The sequence below is a fragment of the Azospirillum sp. A29 genome (assembly GCF_042604625.1).
GTDB lineage: Bacteria > Pseudomonadota > Alphaproteobacteria > Azospirillales > Azospirillaceae > Azospirillum > Azospirillum palustre.
Map to the genome: position 1 here is coordinate 22055 of NZ_CP170467.1, position 19485 is coordinate 41539.

The following is a 19485-nucleotide window of genomic DNA, read 5'->3' on the forward strand; positions in this document are numbered from 1 at the left end:
GGCGATGGGCGGGAACGGCGGACGGGCATGAGCGCGAGGCAACGGATCGTCCGTGAACGCCGGCAATACAACCAGCTCGCCGCCGACCAGACGCTGGAGGACTACGCGCTCCGCTACACCGCGGAGCGGGCGCGGCGCTGGAGCGCCTGGCGCGTCGCCAACACCGCGCTGGGCGCCATCTCCTTCCTGGCCTGCGAGGCGCTGGGCGCCGCCGTCACCCTGACCTACGGCTTCGAGAACGCCATGGCCGCCATCCTGGCGGTGGCGCTGCTCAGCATTCTGGTCGGGCTGCCGATCACCTACCATGCGGCCAAGGCCGGGGTGGACATCGACCTGCTGGCCCGCGGCGCCGGCTTCGGCTATCTCGGCTCGACCATCACCTCGCTGGTCTACGCCTCCTTCACCTTCATCCTGTTTTCCATCGAGGCCAGCATCATGTCGGCCGGGCTGACCATGGTGCTGGGCATCCCGGCCTCGGTCGCCCATGTCATCAGCTCGCTGGCGGTGATCCCCATCGCCGTCTACGGCATCCGCTTCATCAGCCGCATGCAATGGGCGACGCAGCCGGTGTGGATCCTGCTGCAATGCGTGCCGCTGGCCTATTTCTTCCTGCTCGACGGCGAGACGCTGGCGCAATGGACGTCGCTGCCGGGCGTCTACGCCCCCGATGGCGGGCTGTCGCTGCTGCCCTTCGGCATGGCGGCGTCGGTCCTGCTGTCGCTGCTGCCGCAGATCGGCGAGCAGGTCGACTATCTGCGCTTCCTGCCCTCGCAGGCCCGGATCGGGCGACTGCGCTGGTGGGCGGCAATGCTGGCCGGCGGGCCGGGCTGGGTGCTGATCGGCAGCCTGAAGCTGGCGGCGGGATCGCTGCTGGCTTTCCTCGCCATCAAGCACGGGCTGCCGCTGGAGGATGCGGTGCAGCCCAACAGCCTGTACCACATGGCCTTCCTCGACGTGTTCGGCTCGCCCGCCGCGGCGCTGGCGCTGACCGGCATCTTCGTCGTCGTCTGCCAGATGAAGATCAACGTCACCAACGCCTATGCCGGCTCCATCGCCTGGTCGAACTTCTTCTCCCGCCTGACCCGCAGCCACCCGGGCCGCGTCGTCTGGCTGGTCTTCAACGTGCTGCTCGCCCTGCTGCTGATGGAGATCGGCATCCTCGGCGTGATCGAGAGCATCCTCGGCCTCTACGCCAATGTCGCGGTGGGCTGGCTGGGAGCCGTCGCCGCCGATCTGGCCGTCAACAAGCCCTTGGGATTCAGCCCGCCGGGGATCGAGTTCAAGCGCGCCCACCTCTACGACATCAACCCCGTCGGCACCGGCGCCATGGGCCTGTCGGTGCTGTGCTCCACCACCGCCTTCTTCGGGCTTCTCGGCCCGGTGGCCCAGGCGCTGGCCCCGTTCATCGGGCTGGTGGTCGCCTTCGCCGCCGCCCCGCTGATCGCCTGGAGGACCGGGGGCCGCTATTACATCGCCCGCAAGTCGGACCGGCTGCCCGGCGACGCCGCGACCATCCGCTGCTCGATCTGCGAGAATCCGTTCGAACGGCAGGACATGGCCTTCTGCCCGGCCTACGACGCGCCGATCTGCTCGCTCTGCTGCACGCTGGAGGCGCGCTGTCACGATCTGTGCAAGACCGACAGCCGCTTCGCCGACCAGATCGCCCGCAGCCTGCAACGGGTGCTGCCCAGGCGGATGGGCGCCGCCGTGCACACCCGCACCGGCCATTTCATCGGGGTGATGACGCTGTTCTCGCTGGTGCTGGGCGGGGTGCTGGTGGTCATCGACTTCCAGTACGCCAATGCCGAGGCGGCGGAACGGGCGGCGATCCACACAGCATTGTTCACCGTCTTCGTCTGCCTGTTCATGCTGTCCGGCGTCGCCGCCTGGCTGCTGGTGCTGGCCCATGAGAGCCGCCGCAAGGCGGAGGAGGAGACCGGCCGCCAGACCGCCATGCTGATGGACGAGATCGCCGCCCACGAACGCACCGACGCGGCACTCCAGAAGGCCAAGGAGGTGGCGGAGGCCGCCAACGCCGCCAAGAGCCGCTACATCATCGGCGTCAGCCACGAGATCCGCGCGCCGCTGAACGCCATCTCCGGCTATGCCCAGCTTCTGGAGAGCAACAGCACCCAGCGCCCGCAGGACGCCGTCCGCGTCATCCGCCGCAGCGCCGAGCATCTGTCGAACCTGATCGACGGGCTGCTCGACATCTCCAAGATCGAATCGGGCCTGCGCCGGCTCAGCCGCGACAAGGTGCAGCTGATCGATTTCCTCGACCAGCTGGCCGACATGTTCCGCATCCAGGCCGCCGCCAAGGGGCTGGACTTCCGCTATGCCCGCGTGCCCCACCTGCCGGCCTGGGTCCACACCGACAGCAAGATCCTGCGCCAGATCCTGATCAACCTGCTGTCCAACGCGGTGAAATACACCGAGACCGGCCATGTCGCCCTGACCGTCCGCTACCGCAGCCAGATCGCCGAGTTCGAGATCGCCGACAGCGGCATCGGCATCCGCGAGGAGGATCTCGACCGCGTCTTCGAACCGTTCGAGCGTGGGCGCGGGGCGGCGGTGCGGGCGGTGGCCGGCACCGGGCTCGGCCTGACCATCACGCGGGTGCTGACCCGGATCATGGGCGGCGACATCGCGCTGCGCAGCAGGGCGGGGGAGGGCAGCGTCTTCACCGTCCGCCTGCTGTTGTCGGAGGCGATGCACCGGCCGGGCGAGCAGGTGGAGCGCCGCGCCATCACCGGCTATGCCGGGCCGCAGATCACCATCCTGCTGGCCGACGACGACCGCGACCATCTGGCGCTGATGACCGACATCCTGCGCCCGCTGGGCTTCGTGCTGTTCACCGCGTCGGACGCCGCCACCTGCCTGGAGCTGGCGGCGCAGTGCAAGCCCGACGTCGCCATGCTCGACATCTCGATGCCGGGCGAGAGCGGCTGGGACGTGGCGGAGGGCTTGCGCCGGCAGTTCGCCGACCGCATCCGCATCGTCATGGTCTCCGCCAACGCCTACGAGGCGCAGGGGCCGGGCGACGGCCGGGCGCCGCACGACGCCTTCGTCGCCAAGCCCATTGAAATCCACGCCCTGCTCGACCGGCTCCAGGCGCTGACCGGGCTGGAATGGATCCATGCGGTGGAAAAACAGGCGGAACCGCTTGCCCCGCCCGCGGCAGCGGCCGATCAAGCATCGATGCCCGCTCCGCCGCCGGTCCAACCTGCTGCCCCGCCGCCGCCCGCCGGCCCGCCGGAGTCGGCACTGCGTCATCTCGACGACCTGCGCCAGCTCGGCCGGATCGGCTATATTCGCGGGATCGAGGCCAAGCTGCGCGAGATCGAGTCGGAGGACGCCGCCGCAACGTCCTTCGTCGAACGGCTGCGAACGCTGGTGCGCGCCTTCGACCTGAAAGGGTATATGCGTGCGGTGGAAGAGGCGGCGGCGCAGCGAGATGCCGAACAGGGCGACGCCGCACAGGGCGAAAAAGATCGGGCCGAAGATGATCTGGCAGAAGACGGGGCCGTGACCGGATGAAGCGCCGCGACATGATCCTGGTGGTGGACGACACCCCCGACACGCTGGGATTCCTGACGGAGGCCATCGAACAGGCCGACCTGACCGTGCTGGTCGCCGTCGATGGCGAGGGTGCGCTGGATCTGGTCGGCCAGATCACGCCGGACCTGATCCTGATGGACGCGGTGATGCCCGGCCTCGACGGCTTCGAGACCTGCCGGCGGCTGAAGCAGATCCCCCACCTGTCGCACATCCCCGTCATCTTCATGACCGGCCTCAGCGACACCGAGCATGTGGTGAAGGGGCTGGAGGCCGGCGGCGTCGATTACGTCACCAAGCCCATCGTGGTGGACGAGCTGATCGCCCGCATCCGCGTCCATCTGACCAACGCCCGCGTCGCCTACGCCGCCCGCGCCGCCCTCGACGCCACCGGCCGCTTCCTGCTGGCGACGGACGGGGAGGGCAGGCTGCTGTGGTGCACCCCGCAGGCGGAGCGGCTGCTGGCCGGCCTGCCGCCGGACGCGGCCTCCGGTCTGGCCGCCGGTCTGGCGGGTCTGCGCCGGACAGCCTCCCCCGGCAATGCGGCGGAGACCTTCACGGCGGAGCTGCCGGACGGCGAGGGGGTGCGGCGGCTGGAGTTCACCTATCTCAGCCCAGCCAACCCAGACGAGTATCTGTTCCGCCTCAGCGAGCCGACCGCCGGCCGGCAGGAGGCGGTGCTGCGCGACGCTCTCGGCCTCACCGCGCGGGAGGCGGAGGTGCTGCTGTGGATCGCCAACGGCAAGCCCAACCGCGACATCGGCGAGATCCTGGGCATCAGCCCGCGCACGGTGAACAAGCACCTGGAGCAGGTCTTCACCAAGCTCGGCGTGGAGAACCGCGCGTCTGCCACGGCGCTGGCGATCCGCACCCTGGCCGCGCGGGCGTGAGAGCGGCCGGGATCGCCGGATCGTTCAGCGCTGCGCCCGTTCGAAGCTCAGGCGGCGGCCGCTCTCGTCCTGCCGTGCGCGCAGGTGGATGCCGTGGCTGCTATGCTGGGCGATTGCCATTTCGCCGCTGATCAGCACGTCATAGCCCAATCCCTCCAGCAAGGACAGCAGGGCCTCCTGCGCGTCGCGGATGCCGGGCAGGTAGCCGACATCCCAAAGCTCGAACAGGATCGGCGGATGGGCGGACCGCTTCAGCGTCTCCACCGCACCCTTCAGGACCGGCAGTTCCATCCCCTCGACGTCCAGCTTCAGCAGGCAGAGATCGTCGATGCCGAAATCGTCCAGCCGCACCATGCTGGCCTGCCCCATGCGCGCTTCCGGCCTGTCGGTCGCCCAGTCGATGCCGGACTCGCGGCGCACTCGGCGCACCTCCGGGTCGAGGCTGAGCGCGCCGAGGTTGCGGTCGCTGGCGTAATCGGGAATGGGGATCTCGATCACGTCCATCCGCTCGCCGAGCGCCAGATTGTGGACCAGGACGCAATCCAGCCCGTTGAGAGCCACCGAGCCGCAGATCAGATGGAACAGCGGCCGCTGCACCTCGAAACTGACGATGCGGTGGCTGTTCTGGAAGGTCAGCCCCATCGGAATGGTGAAGGCGCCGACATTGGCCCCGCCATCCACGATGGTGCCCCCGGACGTCTTCGTATTGCTCCCGTGGATCCCGACGAGTGACTTGGCGACCATCACGGTCACCGGCTCCCAATGGCCGTCCCGGCGCAGGTGACGGGTGATCCCGTCATCGGTGTCGAACAGCAGAAACCGGCCCATCCTGGTCTCTACCACGGTGGCGTTCGGGAGCATCCGACGAACCTTCTCAATCGCAAGGCGACATCATATCCCACGCCACCTGCTTTTCATATCGCGACCGTCGGCTCCGCCCCGCTGCGTCCGGCGATGATGTGGTTCATGATGCAGGTCATCACCGGCTCGCCGCGCTGGTTCAGCGTGGTGTAGGCCAGCCGCACCGTGCCGCGGCCGCCTCGGCGCGACGGGATCGTCTCCACCACCTCCACCCGGACGCGGATGGTGTCGCCGGGCCGCACCGGCCGCAGCCAGCGCAGCTCGTCCATGCCCGATCCGCCCAGGCTGGTGCCGGTGATCAGCCCGATGTCGCGGAACAGCCGGAAGGTCAGCGACAGCGTGTGGAAGCCGCTGGCGATCAGCCCCTGGAACGGCCCGTCCGCCGCCGCGACAGTGTCGATGTGGAAGGGCTGCGGGTCGAAGCGCAGGGCGAAATCCACGATCTGGCTCTCGGTCAGGGTCGCCCCTTCCGAGTCGAACACCTCGCCGATGCGGAAATCCTCGAAATGGCGGCCGGGCATCGTCTCGTTTCTCCCCTTGGTCATGGCTTGCCGATCGGGACTTGCCGATCAGGTTTTGTCGTTGGTGCCGGAGAGTAGCCCGCCCGACGCATCCGGCAAAGGGCAGGGACGTCACGGCCAGGGCATAGGTCCTACGGCGTAAACCTTTGGCGTAATTCGCATTCCTGTTGTGATCGGGCATGTTCCCGGTCGGATTCCAGACCATCGACGGACGGATGTCACCACTCTCTGCGCACAGTACCTCCCAAGGCACGTCGATGCCGCCGCCATTCCGTTGCGTCGTGTTTTCGGTTGCCGGGCAAGCCCTGGCGCTGCCGGTGGAAGCCGTGCGGCGCTTTTTGCCGTTGCCGCGGCTGGACCGGCTGCCGACCGCGCCGCTGCCGGTGGAGGGCGTCTTCCGCTACCAGGGCGAGGTGGTGCCGGTCCTGCGCCTGGATGTCCTGCTCGATCTCGTGCCGTTCGACTCCGTGGCGGGGGGAGCGGCGCCCGGCCTCTATTCGCCGCTTCTCCTGATCACCTGGCAGGGCCGGCCGGCGGCGCTGCTGGCCGATCAGGTCCATGGCGACACGCTGGTGGAGCCGGCGGAGCGCATGCCGTCCGACCCGGCCCTGAGCTTCAACGGCTGCGCCGCCGCCGCCTTTCCCGACCGGGTGACCGGCCGTGGCGGCAGCGTGACCCTGCTCGACCCCAGCCGGCTGCTGAGCGAGGCGGAGGGCCGGCTGCTCGACGCCTTCCGCGCGTCGGCGGAACGCCGGCTGGCGCAGTGGCAGCTCCCTGCCGAGGCGAATGACGAGGCATCCGTCGGGAACGGTGCCGCATGATGGCCAACACTGCCGCAACCATCGAGGCGATCCGCCGCGACCCGCATTTCCCGCGCCTGAAGGCGATGGTGATCGATGCCACCGGCCTTGCCTATTACGCCGACAAGGATGCCGCCTTCGCCGAGCGGATCAACCGCCGGCTGCCCTTCGGCACCGTCACCACCGTCGCCGGCTATCTGGCCGCACTGGAGGCGGAGGGGCCGGGCGGCGCGGAATATCAGGGACTGATCAACGAGCTGGCGGTGGGGGAGACCTTCTTCTTCCGCTACATCGAGCAGTTCGACGCGCTCCGCGCCGTCGCCATCCCCGAATGCATCCGTCGCAACCAGTCGAGCCGCCTGCTGCGGATCTGGAGCGCCGGCTGCTCCATCGGGCCGGAAGCCTACACCATCGAAATCCTGCTGAAGCAGCATTTCGCCAGCCAGCTGGAGGGTTGGCAGGTCCACATCGTCGGCACCGACATCAATAACGCCTTCCTGGAGCAGGCGCGGCGCGGCGCCTATGGCGACTGGGCGGTGCGCGGCCTGTCGCCGGACACGCTGGAGGCCTGCTTCGACCGCCAGGACAAGCTGTGGTCGGTGAAGCCGAAATACCGGCAATGGACGAGCTTCATGCCCTTCAACCTCGTGGACGGGGCAATTCCCTCCTATCCGCACGGGATCGGGCATTTCGACATCATCCTGTGCCGCAACGTCATGATCTATTTTGACGAGGCGACGCGGCACCGGCTGCTGGGCAACCTGCACAAGGCGCTGGCCGACGGCGGCTGGCTGGTGGTCGGCCATGCCGAGGCCGGGCCGCAGATGAACGAGCTGTTCATCCCGGTGTCGGTCCCCGGCGCCACCCTCTACCGCAAGCAGGCCGAACCGCCGGTCACGGCCGCGATCGGCAAGGCCACCCCGAGCTTGGCGGCCGCCGCGCTGACCCTGGCGGCGGCGCCGCGCCGCGCCGCGAGAGCCCCGGCGAAGCCTGCGCCGCGATCCGCGAGCGATGCCGCCTCCGCCCCGCAATCCGCCGGCCCGCAATCCCGCTCGCCCGTTTCCCCCCCGTCCGCCGTACCTCCGTCCGCTGTGCCCGCTCCGCCGGATGCGGCCGAGACCGGCGAGCGCTCCTCGCAGCTGGAAGCCTGTCTGGCACGGGTCGAGGCGCAGCGGCTCGACCCCGCCGCCCATTACCAGCTGGGTCTGGTGGAGGAGGAACTGGGCGTCGGCGACCCGGTGGCGGCCTTCAAGCGGGCGCTCTATCTCGATCCGCGTTTCGTCCTGGCCGACTATCATCTGGCCTTGGCCTATTGGCGGCGCGGCCGGCTGGTCCCGGCCCAGCGCCATTTCCGCAACGCGCGCGAGGCGCTGGAAAGCCGCCCCGACGGCGAGGCGGTGACCGAAGGCGGCGGCCTGACCGTGCAGGAGCTGCGCGGCATGCTGGACCTCTGGCTGACCGGTGAGGAGGGCTGATGGACGAGACGCTTGCCGGCGCCGGGGCCGCACCGCTCATCGCGGCCCTCGACAGCGCATCGCCCGACCGCGCCGCCACGCGGGGATCGATCGACTGGGACGCGGTGCGCGGGAAGGTGGCGCACCGCGCCGCCGATCTGGAGGCGACCTTCGCCGGCCATGGTCCCTGGGCCGACGCCGTGCTGGCCCGCCGGGCGCAGGAGCTGGCCGAAGTCCCGCAGCGCGACGACGAGGCGGGCACCGGCACGCCGATGCTGGTCGCCCGCGGTGCCGAGACCCTCTATGGGCTGGAGCTGCGCCATCTCGGCAATATCGTGCCGATGCCGCGGCTGGCCCGCGTGCCGGGAGCGCCGCCCGCCGTCCTCGGCGTGATCGCCGTCGCCGGCAAGGTACTGCGTCTGTTCGATCTCGACAGCCTGTGCAGCGGAACCTATGCCGCCGCCGGGATCGACCGGCCCGGCCATGCCCCCGGTTATGCCCCCGGCTACGCCATCGTCCTGCGCACCGGCACCGGCCGTCCGGCCGCCCTGCGCCTGTACGAGGTCGAACGGGTGGCCGACATCGCATTGCCGCGGACCTCCGTCCCGGCGGAGGCCGGGCCGCTGGTCCGGGCGATCACCGCCGACCGCATGGCGATCCTCGACATGGCCGCCTTGCTCGACCTCGTGAAGACCTGAAAAACGCCCGATTCGTCTGAAGAGCCGATCCACCTTAAAAAACCGCCTGGGGCCGGAGTGGAAGAATGAACGTGAAAGTCGCACACAAGCTGGTCCTGGGATTCGGCGTCGTCTGTGTCCTGACCGCATTGCTGGCGCTCTACCAGATGTCGCGCTTCTCCGACGCGCTGTCGGTGATCATGGCGGTGTCCAGCTACGACACCGAGGCCGCCGACATGGTGGTGGCGGTCGGCAACTATCAGGCGGAACTGCGCAGCACCCGCGAATCGGCGCTGAACGCGGTGTCGGTCGCCAATGCCGAAGGGCGGGGCGCCGACATCCCGGCCATCATGGCGCCGATGCGCAGCCAATATGAACAGACCGGGCTCAAGCTGCGCGAAACGCTGGGCAAGCTGCGCTCGATGGTCGCGGATCGGTCGCAGAACAGCGTGACCGACAGCCGCCGCAAGGGCTGGGTGGAACTCGACACCGCGGTGACCGAGATGAACCGCGCCATCGGTGCGGTGGGCGACGAGGCGCGGACCATCTACACCCTGCTGGAGCGCAATCAGGTCACCGAGGCTCTCCAGCACCGCCAGCGGGTGGACGATCTGCGCAAGGTGATGGAGCAGCGCATCGACACCGCCCAGACCGCCATCGACCACCTGACCGCCGCCGGCCGCGACGACATCCGGGCGATCTACAACTCCGCCATCCAATCCTCGGTCATCGCGCTGGTGGCCGTCTTCCTGATCGCGGTGGGGGTGGCCTACACCATCGGCAGCTCCATCACCCGCCGGCTCGGCCGCGCCATCGACTTCGTCACCAGGGTCGGGCACGGCGACCTGACGCAGGAGATCACGATCGCCGGCAAGGACGAACTCGCCATCCTTGGCCAGCATCTGAACGAAATGGCCGGCCGGCTGAAGTCGATGGCCCGCACCACGCGGGAGACGGCCGAGAGCGTCCACGCCGCCACCGCCCAGATCCGCGCCTCGACCCAGCAGCAATCGGCCAGCGTCGCCGAACAGCTGGCGGCGGTGGAGCAGACCACGGCGACCCTGTCGGAGATCACCGAGTCCGGCGCCCAGATCAACCGCCGCGCCCAGGACGTCTCCCATGGCGCCCAGACGGTGGCGGCCTCCAGCCATTCCGGCATGAAGGCGGTGGACGACACCATCCAGGCGATGGACGCCATCCGCGAACAGGCCGAGGCGGTGGCCGAGAACATCGTCATGCTGTCCGAGCGCACCCAGGCCATCGGCGAGATCATCGTGACGGTGAACGACATCGCCGAGCGCTGCCACCTGCTGGCGCTGAACGCCGCCATCGAGGCGGCGGCGGCCGGCGAGCATGGCCGCACCTTCTCCATCGTCGCCGGCGAGATCAAGAGCCTGGCCGACCAGTCGAAGGAGGCGACCTCCCAGGTCCGCTCCAACCTGTCGGAGATCCAGCACGGCATCAACGCGTCGGTGATGCTGACGGAGGAGGCGGTCAAGCGCGTCGCCGCCGGCAAGCGCCAGACCGACGCCACCCAATCGACCATCCGCACCATGGCGGAGAACATCCAGGAGAGCGTGCTGGCCTTCCAGCAGATCGTCGCCGGCACCAACCAGCAGCAGATCGGCCTGGAGCAGGTGATCCAGGCGCTCCAGAACATCCGCGAGGCGAGCAGCCAGACGGCGGCCGGCACCCGCCAGCTGGAAGGCGCCGCCGCCAACCTGAATAACCTCGGCCAGGGTCTGGTCGAGGCGGTGCGGAACTACCGGGTGTGACGATGCACCGCCGAGGTCAGCATTTTTCCCCCTCTCCCCGGGGGGAGAGGGGACCGAAATCGGGCGGGAGAAGATCCTGATGGACATCCGCCAGCGCCTGCTCGCTGCCTTCGACCTGGAGCACAAGGACCATCTTGCCGCGATCCGCAACGCGCTCCGCGATGCGGAGGCGACGGGCGATGCGCCGGATCTCGTCGACATCCACCGGCGTGCCCACAGCCTGAAGGGCGCCGCCCGCGCCGTCGACCTGCCGGAGGTGGAGGCGATCTCCCACCGGCTGGAGGCCGCCTTCATCGCCGTGCAGAAGGGCGAGATTCCGCTCGACCCCGCCAGCGTCGGCGTGGTCCGCCGCTCGCTCGACGCCATCGAGGATGTGGTCGCCTGGTCGCTCCAGGGCGGCGACGCGGTGGAGACCGCCGGCGTGCTGGCCGATCTCGACGCGCTGGCCGCCGGCCGCAACGGCGGGCCGGTCCCGGCTCCGTCTCCCGCCGCCCGCGCCGCATCCCGCCGGCCGCCGGCCCAGCGCGACCGCGCCGCCGACGCCGACACCGCCGCCCTGGTCCGCATCGCGGCACAGGGGCTGGAACGCCTGTCGGAGACCGCGTCCGCTCTTCTGCCGGAGGTGGAGGCCCAGGCCGGTCTCGGCGAACAGCTTCGCGTGATGCGTCGGGAATGGCGGGCGCTCGACCGGGCATGGCGGCATCTGCGCGTTCAGATCGGCCGCGGCGTCCGTGCGGATGCGGCGGGGGGCGATACGCTGCCCGACGCGCTGGCCGGGCGTGGCGCGCTGCCCGCATTGATGGCTTTCGAACGCCGCTTCCGCGCGCTCGGCGGCGCGCTCGACAGCGCGCACCGCAGCCACGACCGGCTGCTGTGGTCGATGCGGCGCTGGGGTGGCGGCCTCCAGCAGGACATGCGGCGCCTGCGCATGCTGCCGGCGGAAAACCAGCTGAGCGGCCTCGGCCGCATGGTCCGCGACATCAGCCGGGCCGAAGGCAAGGAAGTCGAAGTCGATGTCCGCGGGCTGGAGGTCGAGGCCGACCGCACCGTGCTGCAACGGCTGAAGGACCCGATCCTGCACATCGCCCGCAACGCCATCAGCCACGGCATCGAGACGCCGGCGGAGCGGCTGGCGCTGGGCAAGCGGCCGGCGGCGCGCGTCACCATCGCCGCGTCGGTGGAGGGGGCGCGCCTGCGCCTGCGCATCGAGGATGACGGCCGCGGGCTGGACCGCGCGGCGATCCTGCGCAAGGCGGCCGAGCGCGGCCTGATCGACGCCGCCGACCTGTCGGCCGGCGCGGAGATGCCGCAGGAGCGGCTGACCGAGTTCCTGTTCCATCCCGGCTTCTCCACCGCCGCCCGGACCACCGAGCTGGCCGGGCGCGGCATGGGGCTCGCCATCGCGCGGCGCGAAGTGGAGCGGCTTCAGGGCAACCTGACCATCGCCGACCGCGCGGGCGGCGGCACCGCGGTCACCATCGAGGTGCCGCTGAGCCTGTTGAGCCAGCGTCTCGTCTTCGTGCTGGTGCAGGACCAGACCCTGGCGATTCCGTCCGCCGACGTGGTCCGCCTGCGCACCGCCAGCGCGCAGTCGCTGTTCTCCGGCACCGGCACGCCGATGACCCGGATCGGCGAGGAGGAAATCCCCGTCACCTCGCTGGCCGCCCTCTTGGGCATGGGGGCGCCGGTGGTGCCCACGGCCGAGCGCGGGCTGTCGCTGGTCGTGGTGCGGGCGGGGGACCGGCGGCTGGCGCTGGCGGTCGACCGCTTCGTCGCCACGCGCGAGACGGTGGTGACGGCGGCGGAGGAGACCGGGCTGGACAGCGGCCGCTATCTCGGCACCGTGCTGATGGACGATGGCGGACCGGCGCTGGTGCTGAACATTCCGGGCCTGATGCCGCTGCCCGGCAGCACCCTGCCGGCCCCGGCCCGCCCGGCCGAAGAGGCGACCCCTGCCCGGGCGCATATCCTGGTCGTCGATGACAGCATCACCACCCGCACGCTGGAAAAGAGCATCCTCGAAGCCCATGGTTATCGGGTGACGCTGTGCGTGGACGGGCGCGAGGCTCTGGAGCGCCTGTCGGAAGGGATGGAGGTTGGCCTGATCATCAGCGACGTCGAGATGCCCCGGATGGACGGCTTCGCCCTGTTGCAGGCGGTGAAGGCGGACAAGCGGCTGGAAGAGATTCCGGTGATCCTCGTCACCTCGCGCGCCAGCGACGAGGACCGCGAGCGCGGCCTGCGGCTTGGCGCCGACGCCTACATCGTCAAGACGCGATTCGACCAGAACGAGCTTCTGGCCGGCATCCGGCGGCTGCTGTGAGCGGCCAGGCGAACGGCGGCCCCCTCACCACCGGAACCCGTCGCATCCGCGTGCTGGTGGTCGAGGACAGCCCGGTCATCCAGCAGCTGCTGAGCCACGTCATCAGCGCCGACCCGCGGCTGGAGGTGGCGGGCATCGCGTCGAGCGGCGAGCAGGCGCTGCGCATGATCGAACGGACGGCGCCCGACGTGGTGTCGCTCGACATCCGCCTGCCGGGCATCGACGGGTTCGAGGTGACCAGCCGCATCATGCGGCAGACCCCGCTGCCGATCGTGGTGGTGGCGTCAGACGTGCGTGACCTCGACATCCCGATGCGGGCGCTCCAGGCCGGCGCGCTGGCGGTGGTGGAGAAGCCGGGCAGCATGGCGCGTGCCGACTACCAGACGGTGGCGCACCATCTCTGCACCCAGCTGGTCATCATGAGTCAGGTGAAGGTGATCCGCCACCGCATCACCGCCCGCGGCGCCAGGACGGCGACCGGAATGGCGACCGAAGCGGCGTCGCCGGACGGCAGGCCGGCGGATGGCCGGCTTCCGGATGGCCGTTTGCCGGACGAGGCGGTGGCGGCCGACGGCCGGCTCCGGCGCTTCCGTGCGCTCGGCCTCGTCGCCTCCACCGGCGGGCCGGCGGCGCTGGCGAAGATCCTCAAGGACATGCCGGCCGACTTCCCGCTGCCGGTCTTCGTGGTCCAGCATATGGGCGCGCCCTTCATGGCCGGCTTCGCCAGCTGGCTCGGCACCGTCTCCGCCCTGCCGGTGCGGCTGGGGGAGGCCGGGCTGGCCCCGCGGCCCGGCACGGTCTATGTGGCGCCGGGCGACCGGCACCTGCTGGTGGACGGCGCCACGCTGCGCCTGACCGCCGACCCGATGGTGTGCGGCCAGCGCCCGTCGGGCGAGGTGCTGTTCCAGTCGATGGCGCGCGCCTATGGCGCGTCCGGCATCGGCGTGCTGCTGACCGGAATGGGCGAGGACGGCGCGAGAGGGCTGGTGGACATGCGCACGGCCGGCGCCTACACCATAGCGGAACATGCCTCTACGGCGGTGATCCACAGCATGCCCGGCACCGCAGTGCGGCTGGGCGGTGCCGTGGAGGAACTGCCCCTCGACCGGGTGGCCGGACGGCTGCTGCAATTGACCTCCGACGATAAGATGGCGTCATGAACGGACCCCGCACCCTGGTTGTCATGGGTTCCCAGACGCAGGGGCTTCTGCTGAAGCTGCTGCTCGAGGAACGCGGCGTGGAGACCGTCTGCGTCGAAGGCGTCGAGCCTGCTCTGGCGGAGATCGCCGGCACCCCGCAGGATCTGCTGATCGTCGAGGGCGAGCTTGCCGGCCCGACCGGTCTGGCCGAGCTGCGCGCCCGCACCGACGCCGCCGTCATCGTGCTCGGCCGCGGGCAGGGGCAGAGCGACCCCTCCGACCCCAAGGCGGTGGTGGAGACCGCCTGCGCGCTGATCGAGCGGCGCAGCGCCCCGCCGACGGCGCCGGAGATCTTCCGCCGCGCCCGCATCCTGATCGTCGACGACAGCGCGACCTACCGCGAATTCCTGCGCGCCGAACTGGAACAGGAGGGCTGCACCGTCACCGCCGCCCGCAACGCCGACGAGGCGGTGGCGGCGCTGGCCGGCGGCGCGCTGGATTGCGTCATCCTGGATCTCGTGATGCCGGGCACCAGCGGCACCCAGCTCTGCGAAAGATTCGACAGGTTCCGCCGCCAGCGCGGCCTGTTCTTCCAAATCGTCATCCTGACCAGCCAGGACGATGAGGAACAGCTGATGATCAGCCTGAACGCCGGCGCCGACGATTTTGTCGGAAAGGGACAGACGATGGATGTCCTCAAGATCAGGCTGATGGCGCTTCTCCGCCGGAAATACTTCGTGGAGGACCATCTTATCCGTTTGCCGCGTCCTGCACCTTCCGCATAGGAAGGGTGTAGGGCCATCGTGTGATTTCGAAAGCCGTCTTGTCCGTTTATTCTCTGCGGGCTTTTCGAAACTGTCCGACGGTCCGACAGGTGCCCATGGCGATCAGCCTCCAGCCCATCCACGAGCCTTCGATCTCCAGAGACACCGACGCAAGAGACACCGACGCGATGCACCGATCTTCGGCCACCCCCACGTCCCCGACCGATCTGCGGTATCGCGAGTGCCTCGAGAATGCCCGGCGCGTCTGCGCGGCCGCGACGGTTCCGACCATGCTGGTGGTCGGTGGGCCGGAGATGGCTGCCGTCCGCTGCAACGAGGCCCTGGCCACCCTGCTGAACCGCCCGCGCGCCGCCGCCCGTGACGAAAGCGGGCCGAGCCTGCTGCCGGGCGGCTGGACCGCGGTTGCCGAAGCGCTGCGTCCGCTCTACCGCGACGGAACCGCCGACAGCCCGGCCTCGCCCCCCGACAGCGTGCGGCTGACCCTGCCCAGCGAACCGCCGATCGGCCTGCGTGCTGCGCCGCTGCTGGTCGACGGCCGGGTGGTCGGGGTGCTGGCGACGGCGACTCTGGACGGCGCCATCGCCCAGATGGCCGAGACCATGCGGGCGGAGGTGGCGCGCACCACCGCGGCGCGCTCCCGCTTCCTGGCCTCGGCCAGCCACGACCTGCGCCAGCCCTTCCAGGCGATGCGCCTGTTTCTCGACGCCCTGACCAATCAGGTGGAGGGCAATGCTCGGGCGTCGCGCACCGCCGGCATGTTGGCCAACGCGATGACGGCCGGCGAGCAGCTGCTGAACGCCCTGCTCGACATCTCGACGCTGGATGCCGGCACGGTGGAGGCCGACATGCAGGCGGTGTCGCTCGACGCGCTGCTGCAATCGCTGGCCGACGAATTCCGTCCGCAGGCCGAGGAAAAGGGGCTGCGCCTGCGCGTCCAGCTGCCCTGCCGGGCGGTGACCCGCAGCGACCCGGTCCTGCTCGGCCGCATCGTCCGCAACCTGCTGGCCAACGCCATCCGCTACACCCAGCGCGGCGGCATCCTGCTGGGCCTGCGCAAGCGCGACGGCCGCTGGCGCATCGAGGTGTGGGACACCGGCTTCGGCATTCCCCAGGACAAGCTGGACGTCATCTTCGACGAGTTCCACCAGCTGACCAACCCGGCGCGCGATCCCACCCGCGGCCTCGGCCTCGGCCTCGCCATCGTCCGGCGCCTGTCGGTCCTGCTGCATGCCCCGGTCGACGTGCAGTCGCGCTCCGGCCGCGGTTCGGTCTTCGCCATCACCGTCGAACGCCTGGAGGGGGAGGAAGTGCTCGCCGACGCCCCGGCCGCGGCGGCCTCGGCCAACCAGGGTGCTGCCGCCGTGCCGCTGGACGGCATGCGCATCCTGGTGGTGGACGACGACAGCATGGTGCTGTCCGGCCTGCTGCTGACCCTGGAAAGCTGGGGCTGCGCCTTCGTCTCGGCCTCCAACATGCGCGAGGTGTTCGCCGCGGTCGACGGGCTGGAGGGCCCGCCCGACGCCATCCTGACCGACCTGCGCCTGCCGGGGAAAGTGTCCGGCTTCGACGTGATCGACCGCGTCCGCAAGCTGTTCAAGACCGACATCCCGGCGGTGGTGCTGACCGGCGAGACCGCGCCCGAATCCCTGCTGGAGGGCCAGCGCCGCGGCTGCGCCTTCCTGCACAAGCCGCTGCACCCCGGCGACCTGCGCCGCGTTCTGGAAGAGGTGCGGCGGGACGGAACGGCGGGCTGCTGAGCGGTCCGCCCCTCAATCCCGCCTTGTTCAATCCCTGGGCGGGCTTTGCAGGTACAATACCAGCAGCCGCACCAGGCTTTCCAGCGCGTCGGCATGGATGCGCTCGTAGCCGTGCGAGGCGTCGATGCCGAAGCAGACCAGCGCCGTGCGGATGTCGTTGCCGGCCTCGATGGCCGACGCGCTGTCGCAGCGGTAATAGCGGAAGACGTCGCGCTGGTGCGGGATGTTCTGCGCCTGGCACAGCGCGATCAGCGAATGGGTCAGCGCCATGTCGAAGGGGCCGGTGCTGTCGGCCATGGCGATGGTGACGCCGTACTCGCTGCTGTTCTGGCCGGGGGCGGTGGTGCCGTTGTCGATGGTCACCATCTCCGCCACGTCCTGATGCAGGATGGACGACGCGCCGGACCCGACCTCCTCGGAGATCGTGAACAGCAGGTGGCAATCGACGGGCAGGGCGGCCCCGGCATCGACCACCGCCTTGGCCGCGCCCAGCATCACCGCCACCCCCGCCTTGTCGTCGAGATGGCGCGAGACGATGTAGCCGTTCTCCAGGAATTCCGGCTGCGGGTCGATCGACACGATGTCGCCGATGTTGAAGCCACGCTCCTCCAGATCGCGCCGGTTGGCAACCGGGGCGTCGACGCGCAGCTCCACCTGCTGCCAGGTGACCGGCTGGCTGTCGACCTCCTTGTTGAAGGTGTGGCCGGACGCCTTCAGCGGCAGGATGGTGCCGCGCCAGGGGCCGCGGTCGGTCAGCACGGTGCAGCGCGCCCCTTCGGCGAAGCGCGACGACCAGTGGCCGATGGGCACCAGCTCCATCCGGCCATTGTCCTTCAGCATCTTCACCTGGGCGCCCAGCGTGTCGACATGGGCGACCAGGGCGCGGTCGGGGGTGGAGCGCACCCCCTTCAGGTCGGCCCGGATGGCGCCGCGCCGCGTCAGTTCATAGGGGATGCCCATCCGCTCCAGCTCGGCGCAGCACAGCCGCACCACGTCGGCCGTGTAGCCGGTCGGACTCGGCGTGGTCAGCAACCGGTACAGGATGTCGGTGACATACCCCATGTCGATGGGCAGCGGCACGGCCATGGTCGGATGGTCCTCCTCAGGATGGTGGCGCGGCGGGTGCCGGCCTCACAGAACCCCCCGCGTCTGCGGGAACAGCAGATCGACGAAACGTTCCGCCGTCGGCTGCGGTTCGTGGTTGGCGAGGCCCGGACGCTCGTTCGCCTCGATGAAGACATGGCCCGGCCGGTCCGGCGCCTCGACCAGCAGGTCGAAGCCGACCACCGGGATGTCCAGCGCACGGGCGGCGACCGTCGCCACCTCCACCAGTTCCGGATGCAGGCTGTCGGTCACGTCGTGGATGGTGCCGCCGGTGTGCAGGTTCGCCGTCTTGCGCACCGGCAGCACCTCGCCCGCCGCCAGCACGTCGTCCAAAGTCTTTCCGGCGGCGGCGAGGCAGCGATCGGTCTCGGCGTCCAGCGGGATGTGGCTTTCGCCGCCGGTGGCGGCGGCGCGGCGGCGGCTCTGGGCCTCGATCAGTTCGCGCACCGTGTGGCTGCCGTCGCCGGTGACCTCGGCCGGGCGGCGCACCGCGGCGGCCACCACCTTCTTGTCGATGACGATGATCCGCAGATCCTGCCCCTCATGGAACTGCTCCAGCAGCACCGTGTCGCAATGCTGGCGGGCCGACGCGATGGCACGCTCCATCGTCTCGGCGTCCCGCACGTCCACCGTGATGCCACGGCCCTGCTCGCCACGCGCCGGCTTGACCACGATGCGGCCATGGGTCGCCAGGAAGGCGGCATTCTCCTCCGCCCCGCCCGCCACCGCCTGGGCCGGGACCTTCAGGCTGGCACGCTCCAGAACGCGCCGCGTCACCGCCTTGTCGTCGCAACGGCTCATGGCGACGGCGCTGGTCAGCTCGCTCAGCGATTCCCGGCACACCACGCTGCGGCCGCCCCAGGTCAGGCAGAAGTAACCGGCCTCGGCATCCAGCACATCGACGCCGATGCCGCGCCGCCGCGCCTCGTTGACGATGATGGTGGCATAGGGGTTCAGCTGCTCGCCCGGCTGCGGGCCGGTGAACAGCCGCTCGTTGATCGGGTTCTTGGTCTTCAGGGCGAAGGCCGGAATCCGGCGGAAATTCAGCTTCTCATAGAGCGCGATGGCGTTCTCGTTGTCGTGCAGCACCGACAGGTCGAGGAAAGCGCGGCCGCGGGCCTGCACATGCTCCGCCACCGTGCGGACCAGCGTCTCGCCGATCCCCGGAAAGGAGGCCTGCGGATCGACCGCCAGGCACCAGAGCGAGCTGCCGTTCTCCGGATCGCCATAGGCATGGGCATGGTCGACCGCGGTGACCGAGCCGATGATCTCGCCGGTGGCGTCGTCGCAGGCGACGAAATGGGTCAGCACCCGGCTGTTGCGCGACGCCACTAGGAAGGAGGAGGAGACCGGTACCATCCGCCGCCGGGCATAGATGCGCTGCACCCCCTCGGCATCCTCGCGCGTGCGCAGCCGGCGGACGCTGTAGCCCTTCGGCCGGCGCCGCGACGGCCGGTAGTCGGTCAGCCACAGGCGGAAGGTGTGGGAGGGGTCGAGGAACAGCTCCTGCGGCGCGCGCGACAGGGCGACATGGGGGTCCTGAAGATAGAAGACGATGTCGCGGGTGCCCGGCGCCTCCTGCCGCAACGTCTCGATCATGCGGTCGAGATCGTCGAAGGTGTGGGCGAAGATCAGCCGCCCCCAGCCGCAATCGACCGTCACGTCGGCGCGCGGCGCGTCGGCCCCGGTCTCCCCCGCCGGCGGCCGGCCGGTGTAGCGGCGGGTATGGCGCAGGGTGGCGCTGGCGGCGCGTTCCAGCCGGTGCGGTTTCACGCGGGCGTAGCTCATGGGATCCCCCTGGTCGTCGGATGCGGCTCCACCCATTGGCAACATCCGCGAACGCG

General features: G+C 70.0%; 14 protein-coding genes. 10 read left to right on the top strand and 4 right to left on the bottom strand.

Annotated features, from left to right (window positions below; all coding sequences use genetic code 11):
* Positions 1-27 precede the first annotated feature (27 nt).
* Both ABNQ38_RS28315 and ABNQ38_RS28320 read left to right on the top strand, forming a co-directional pair.
* Entirely contained in the window at positions 28-3537 is a 3510-nt protein-coding gene (locus ABNQ38_RS28315) for an ATP-binding protein (RefSeq protein ID WP_377810666.1), read from the top strand.
* Positions 3534-4445: a response regulator gene (locus ABNQ38_RS28320; protein WP_377810667.1), complete on the top strand. Its 912-nt coding sequence runs from the start codon at positions 3534-3536 to the stop codon at positions 4443-4445. The genes ABNQ38_RS28315 and ABNQ38_RS28320 overlap by 4 nt, the downstream gene beginning before the upstream one ends.
* Before the next feature lie 24 nt (positions 4446-4469).
* Here the strand turns inward: ABNQ38_RS28320 and ABNQ38_RS28325 are convergent, their stop codons facing one another.
* Positions 4470-5306, bottom strand: a complete 837-nt coding sequence (locus ABNQ38_RS28325) for an FkbM family methyltransferase (protein WP_377810668.1) — start codon at positions 5304-5306, stop codon at positions 4470-4472.
* 53 nt (positions 5307-5359) lie between these two features.
* Positions 5360-5851 (bottom strand): MaoC family dehydratase, encoded by a 492-nt coding sequence (locus tag ABNQ38_RS28330; protein WP_377810669.1) that lies wholly within the window; start codon positions 5849-5851, stop codon positions 5360-5362.
* A 233-nt stretch (positions 5852-6084) separates the two neighbouring features.
* Between ABNQ38_RS28330 and ABNQ38_RS28335 the strand changes: the two genes are divergently transcribed.
* The 8 genes from ABNQ38_RS28335 to ABNQ38_RS28370 all read left to right on the top strand — a co-directional run bounded on the left by ABNQ38_RS28335 (position 6085) and on the right by ABNQ38_RS28370 (position 16537).
* Complete coding sequence (locus ABNQ38_RS28335; protein WP_377810670.1) at positions 6085-6648, top strand: chemotaxis protein CheW; 564 nt, start codon at positions 6085-6087, stop codon at positions 6646-6648.
* Positions 6645-8102 carry a CheR family methyltransferase gene (locus tag ABNQ38_RS28340; protein ID WP_377810671.1) on the top strand — a complete coding sequence of 486 codons (1458 nt, stop codon included), beginning with the start codon at positions 6645-6647 and terminating at the stop codon, positions 8100-8102. The genes ABNQ38_RS28335 and ABNQ38_RS28340 overlap by 4 nt, the downstream gene beginning before the upstream one ends.
* On the top strand, positions 8102-8779 hold the full coding sequence (locus ABNQ38_RS28345; protein ID WP_377810672.1) for a chemotaxis protein CheW: 678 nt from the start codon (positions 8102-8104) through the stop codon (positions 8777-8779). The genes ABNQ38_RS28340 and ABNQ38_RS28345 overlap by 1 nt, the downstream gene beginning before the upstream one ends.
* A gap of 65 nt (positions 8780-8844) precedes the next feature.
* Positions 8845-10533, top strand: a complete 1689-nt coding sequence (locus tag ABNQ38_RS28350; protein WP_377810673.1) for a methyl-accepting chemotaxis protein — start codon at positions 8845-8847, stop codon at positions 10531-10533.
* A gap of 79 nt (positions 10534-10612) precedes the next feature.
* A complete protein-coding gene (locus ABNQ38_RS28355; protein WP_377810674.1) occupies positions 10613-12856 on the top strand; it encodes a response regulator in 2244 nt (747 codons plus the stop codon).
* Positions 12853-14016 carry a chemotaxis-specific protein-glutamate methyltransferase CheB gene (gene cheB / locus ABNQ38_RS28360; protein WP_377810675.1) on the top strand — a complete coding sequence of 388 codons (1164 nt, stop codon included), beginning with the start codon at positions 12853-12855 and terminating at the stop codon, positions 14014-14016. Before ABNQ38_RS28355 ends, cheB begins: the two co-directional genes overlap by 4 nt.
* Complete coding sequence (locus tag ABNQ38_RS28365) at positions 14013-14780, top strand: response regulator transcription factor (protein ID WP_377810676.1); 768 nt, start codon at positions 14013-14015, stop codon at positions 14778-14780. Before cheB ends, ABNQ38_RS28365 begins: the two co-directional genes overlap by 4 nt.
* Positions 14781-14875: 95 nt before the next feature.
* A complete protein-coding gene (locus ABNQ38_RS28370; protein ID WP_377810677.1) occupies positions 14876-16537 on the top strand; it encodes a hybrid sensor histidine kinase/response regulator in 1662 nt (553 codons plus the stop codon).
* Positions 16538-16564: 27 nt separating this feature from the next.
* Here ABNQ38_RS28370 and ABNQ38_RS28375 read toward each other — a convergent pair whose 3' ends face one another.
* The gene (locus ABNQ38_RS28375; protein WP_098737783.1) at positions 16565-17623 is read right to left on the bottom strand and encodes an osmoprotectant NAGGN system M42 family peptidase; all 1059 of its coding nucleotides are present in this window, start codon (positions 17621-17623) and stop codon (positions 16565-16567) included.
* Positions 17624-17668: 45 nt separating this feature from the next.
* Entirely contained in the window at positions 17669-19429 is a 1761-nt protein-coding gene (gene ngg, locus ABNQ38_RS28380; protein ID WP_377810678.1) for an N-acetylglutaminylglutamine synthetase, read from the bottom strand.
* Positions 19430-19485: the final 56 nt, after the last annotated feature.

Coding starts and splice junctions, on each gene's coding strand:
- ABNQ38_RS28315 (WP_377810666.1), top strand. CDS start 28: ATGAGCGCGAGGCAACGGATCGTCCGTGAACGCCGGCAATACAACCAG.
- ABNQ38_RS28320 (WP_377810667.1), top strand. CDS start 3,534: ATGAAGCGCCGCGACATGATCCTGGTGGTGGACGACACCCCCGACACG.
- ABNQ38_RS28325 (WP_377810668.1), bottom strand. CDS start 5,306: ATGCTCCCGAACGCCACCGTGGTAGAGACCAGGATGGGCCGGTTTCTG.
- ABNQ38_RS28330 (WP_377810669.1), bottom strand. CDS start 5,851: ATGACCAAGGGGAGAAACGAGACGATGCCCGGCCGCCATTTCGAGGAT.
- ABNQ38_RS28335 (WP_377810670.1), top strand. CDS start 6,085: ATGCCGCCGCCATTCCGTTGCGTCGTGTTTTCGGTTGCCGGGCAAGCC.
- ABNQ38_RS28340 (WP_377810671.1), top strand. CDS start 6,645: ATGATGGCCAACACTGCCGCAACCATCGAGGCGATCCGCCGCGACCCG.
- ABNQ38_RS28345 (WP_377810672.1), top strand. CDS start 8,102: ATGGACGAGACGCTTGCCGGCGCCGGGGCCGCACCGCTCATCGCGGCC.
- ABNQ38_RS28350 (WP_377810673.1), top strand. CDS start 8,845: ATGAACGTGAAAGTCGCACACAAGCTGGTCCTGGGATTCGGCGTCGTC.
- ABNQ38_RS28355 (WP_377810674.1), top strand. CDS start 10,613: ATGGACATCCGCCAGCGCCTGCTCGCTGCCTTCGACCTGGAGCACAAG.
- ABNQ38_RS28365 (WP_377810676.1), top strand. CDS start 14,013: ATGAACGGACCCCGCACCCTGGTTGTCATGGGTTCCCAGACGCAGGGG.
- ABNQ38_RS28370 (WP_377810677.1), top strand. CDS start 14,876: ATGGCGATCAGCCTCCAGCCCATCCACGAGCCTTCGATCTCCAGAGAC.
- ABNQ38_RS28375 (WP_098737783.1), bottom strand. CDS start 17,623: ATGGCCGTGCCGCTGCCCATCGACATGGGGTATGTCACCGACATCCTG.
- ngg (WP_377810678.1), bottom strand. CDS start 19,429: ATGAGCTACGCCCGCGTGAAACCGCACCGGCTGGAACGCGCCGCCAGC.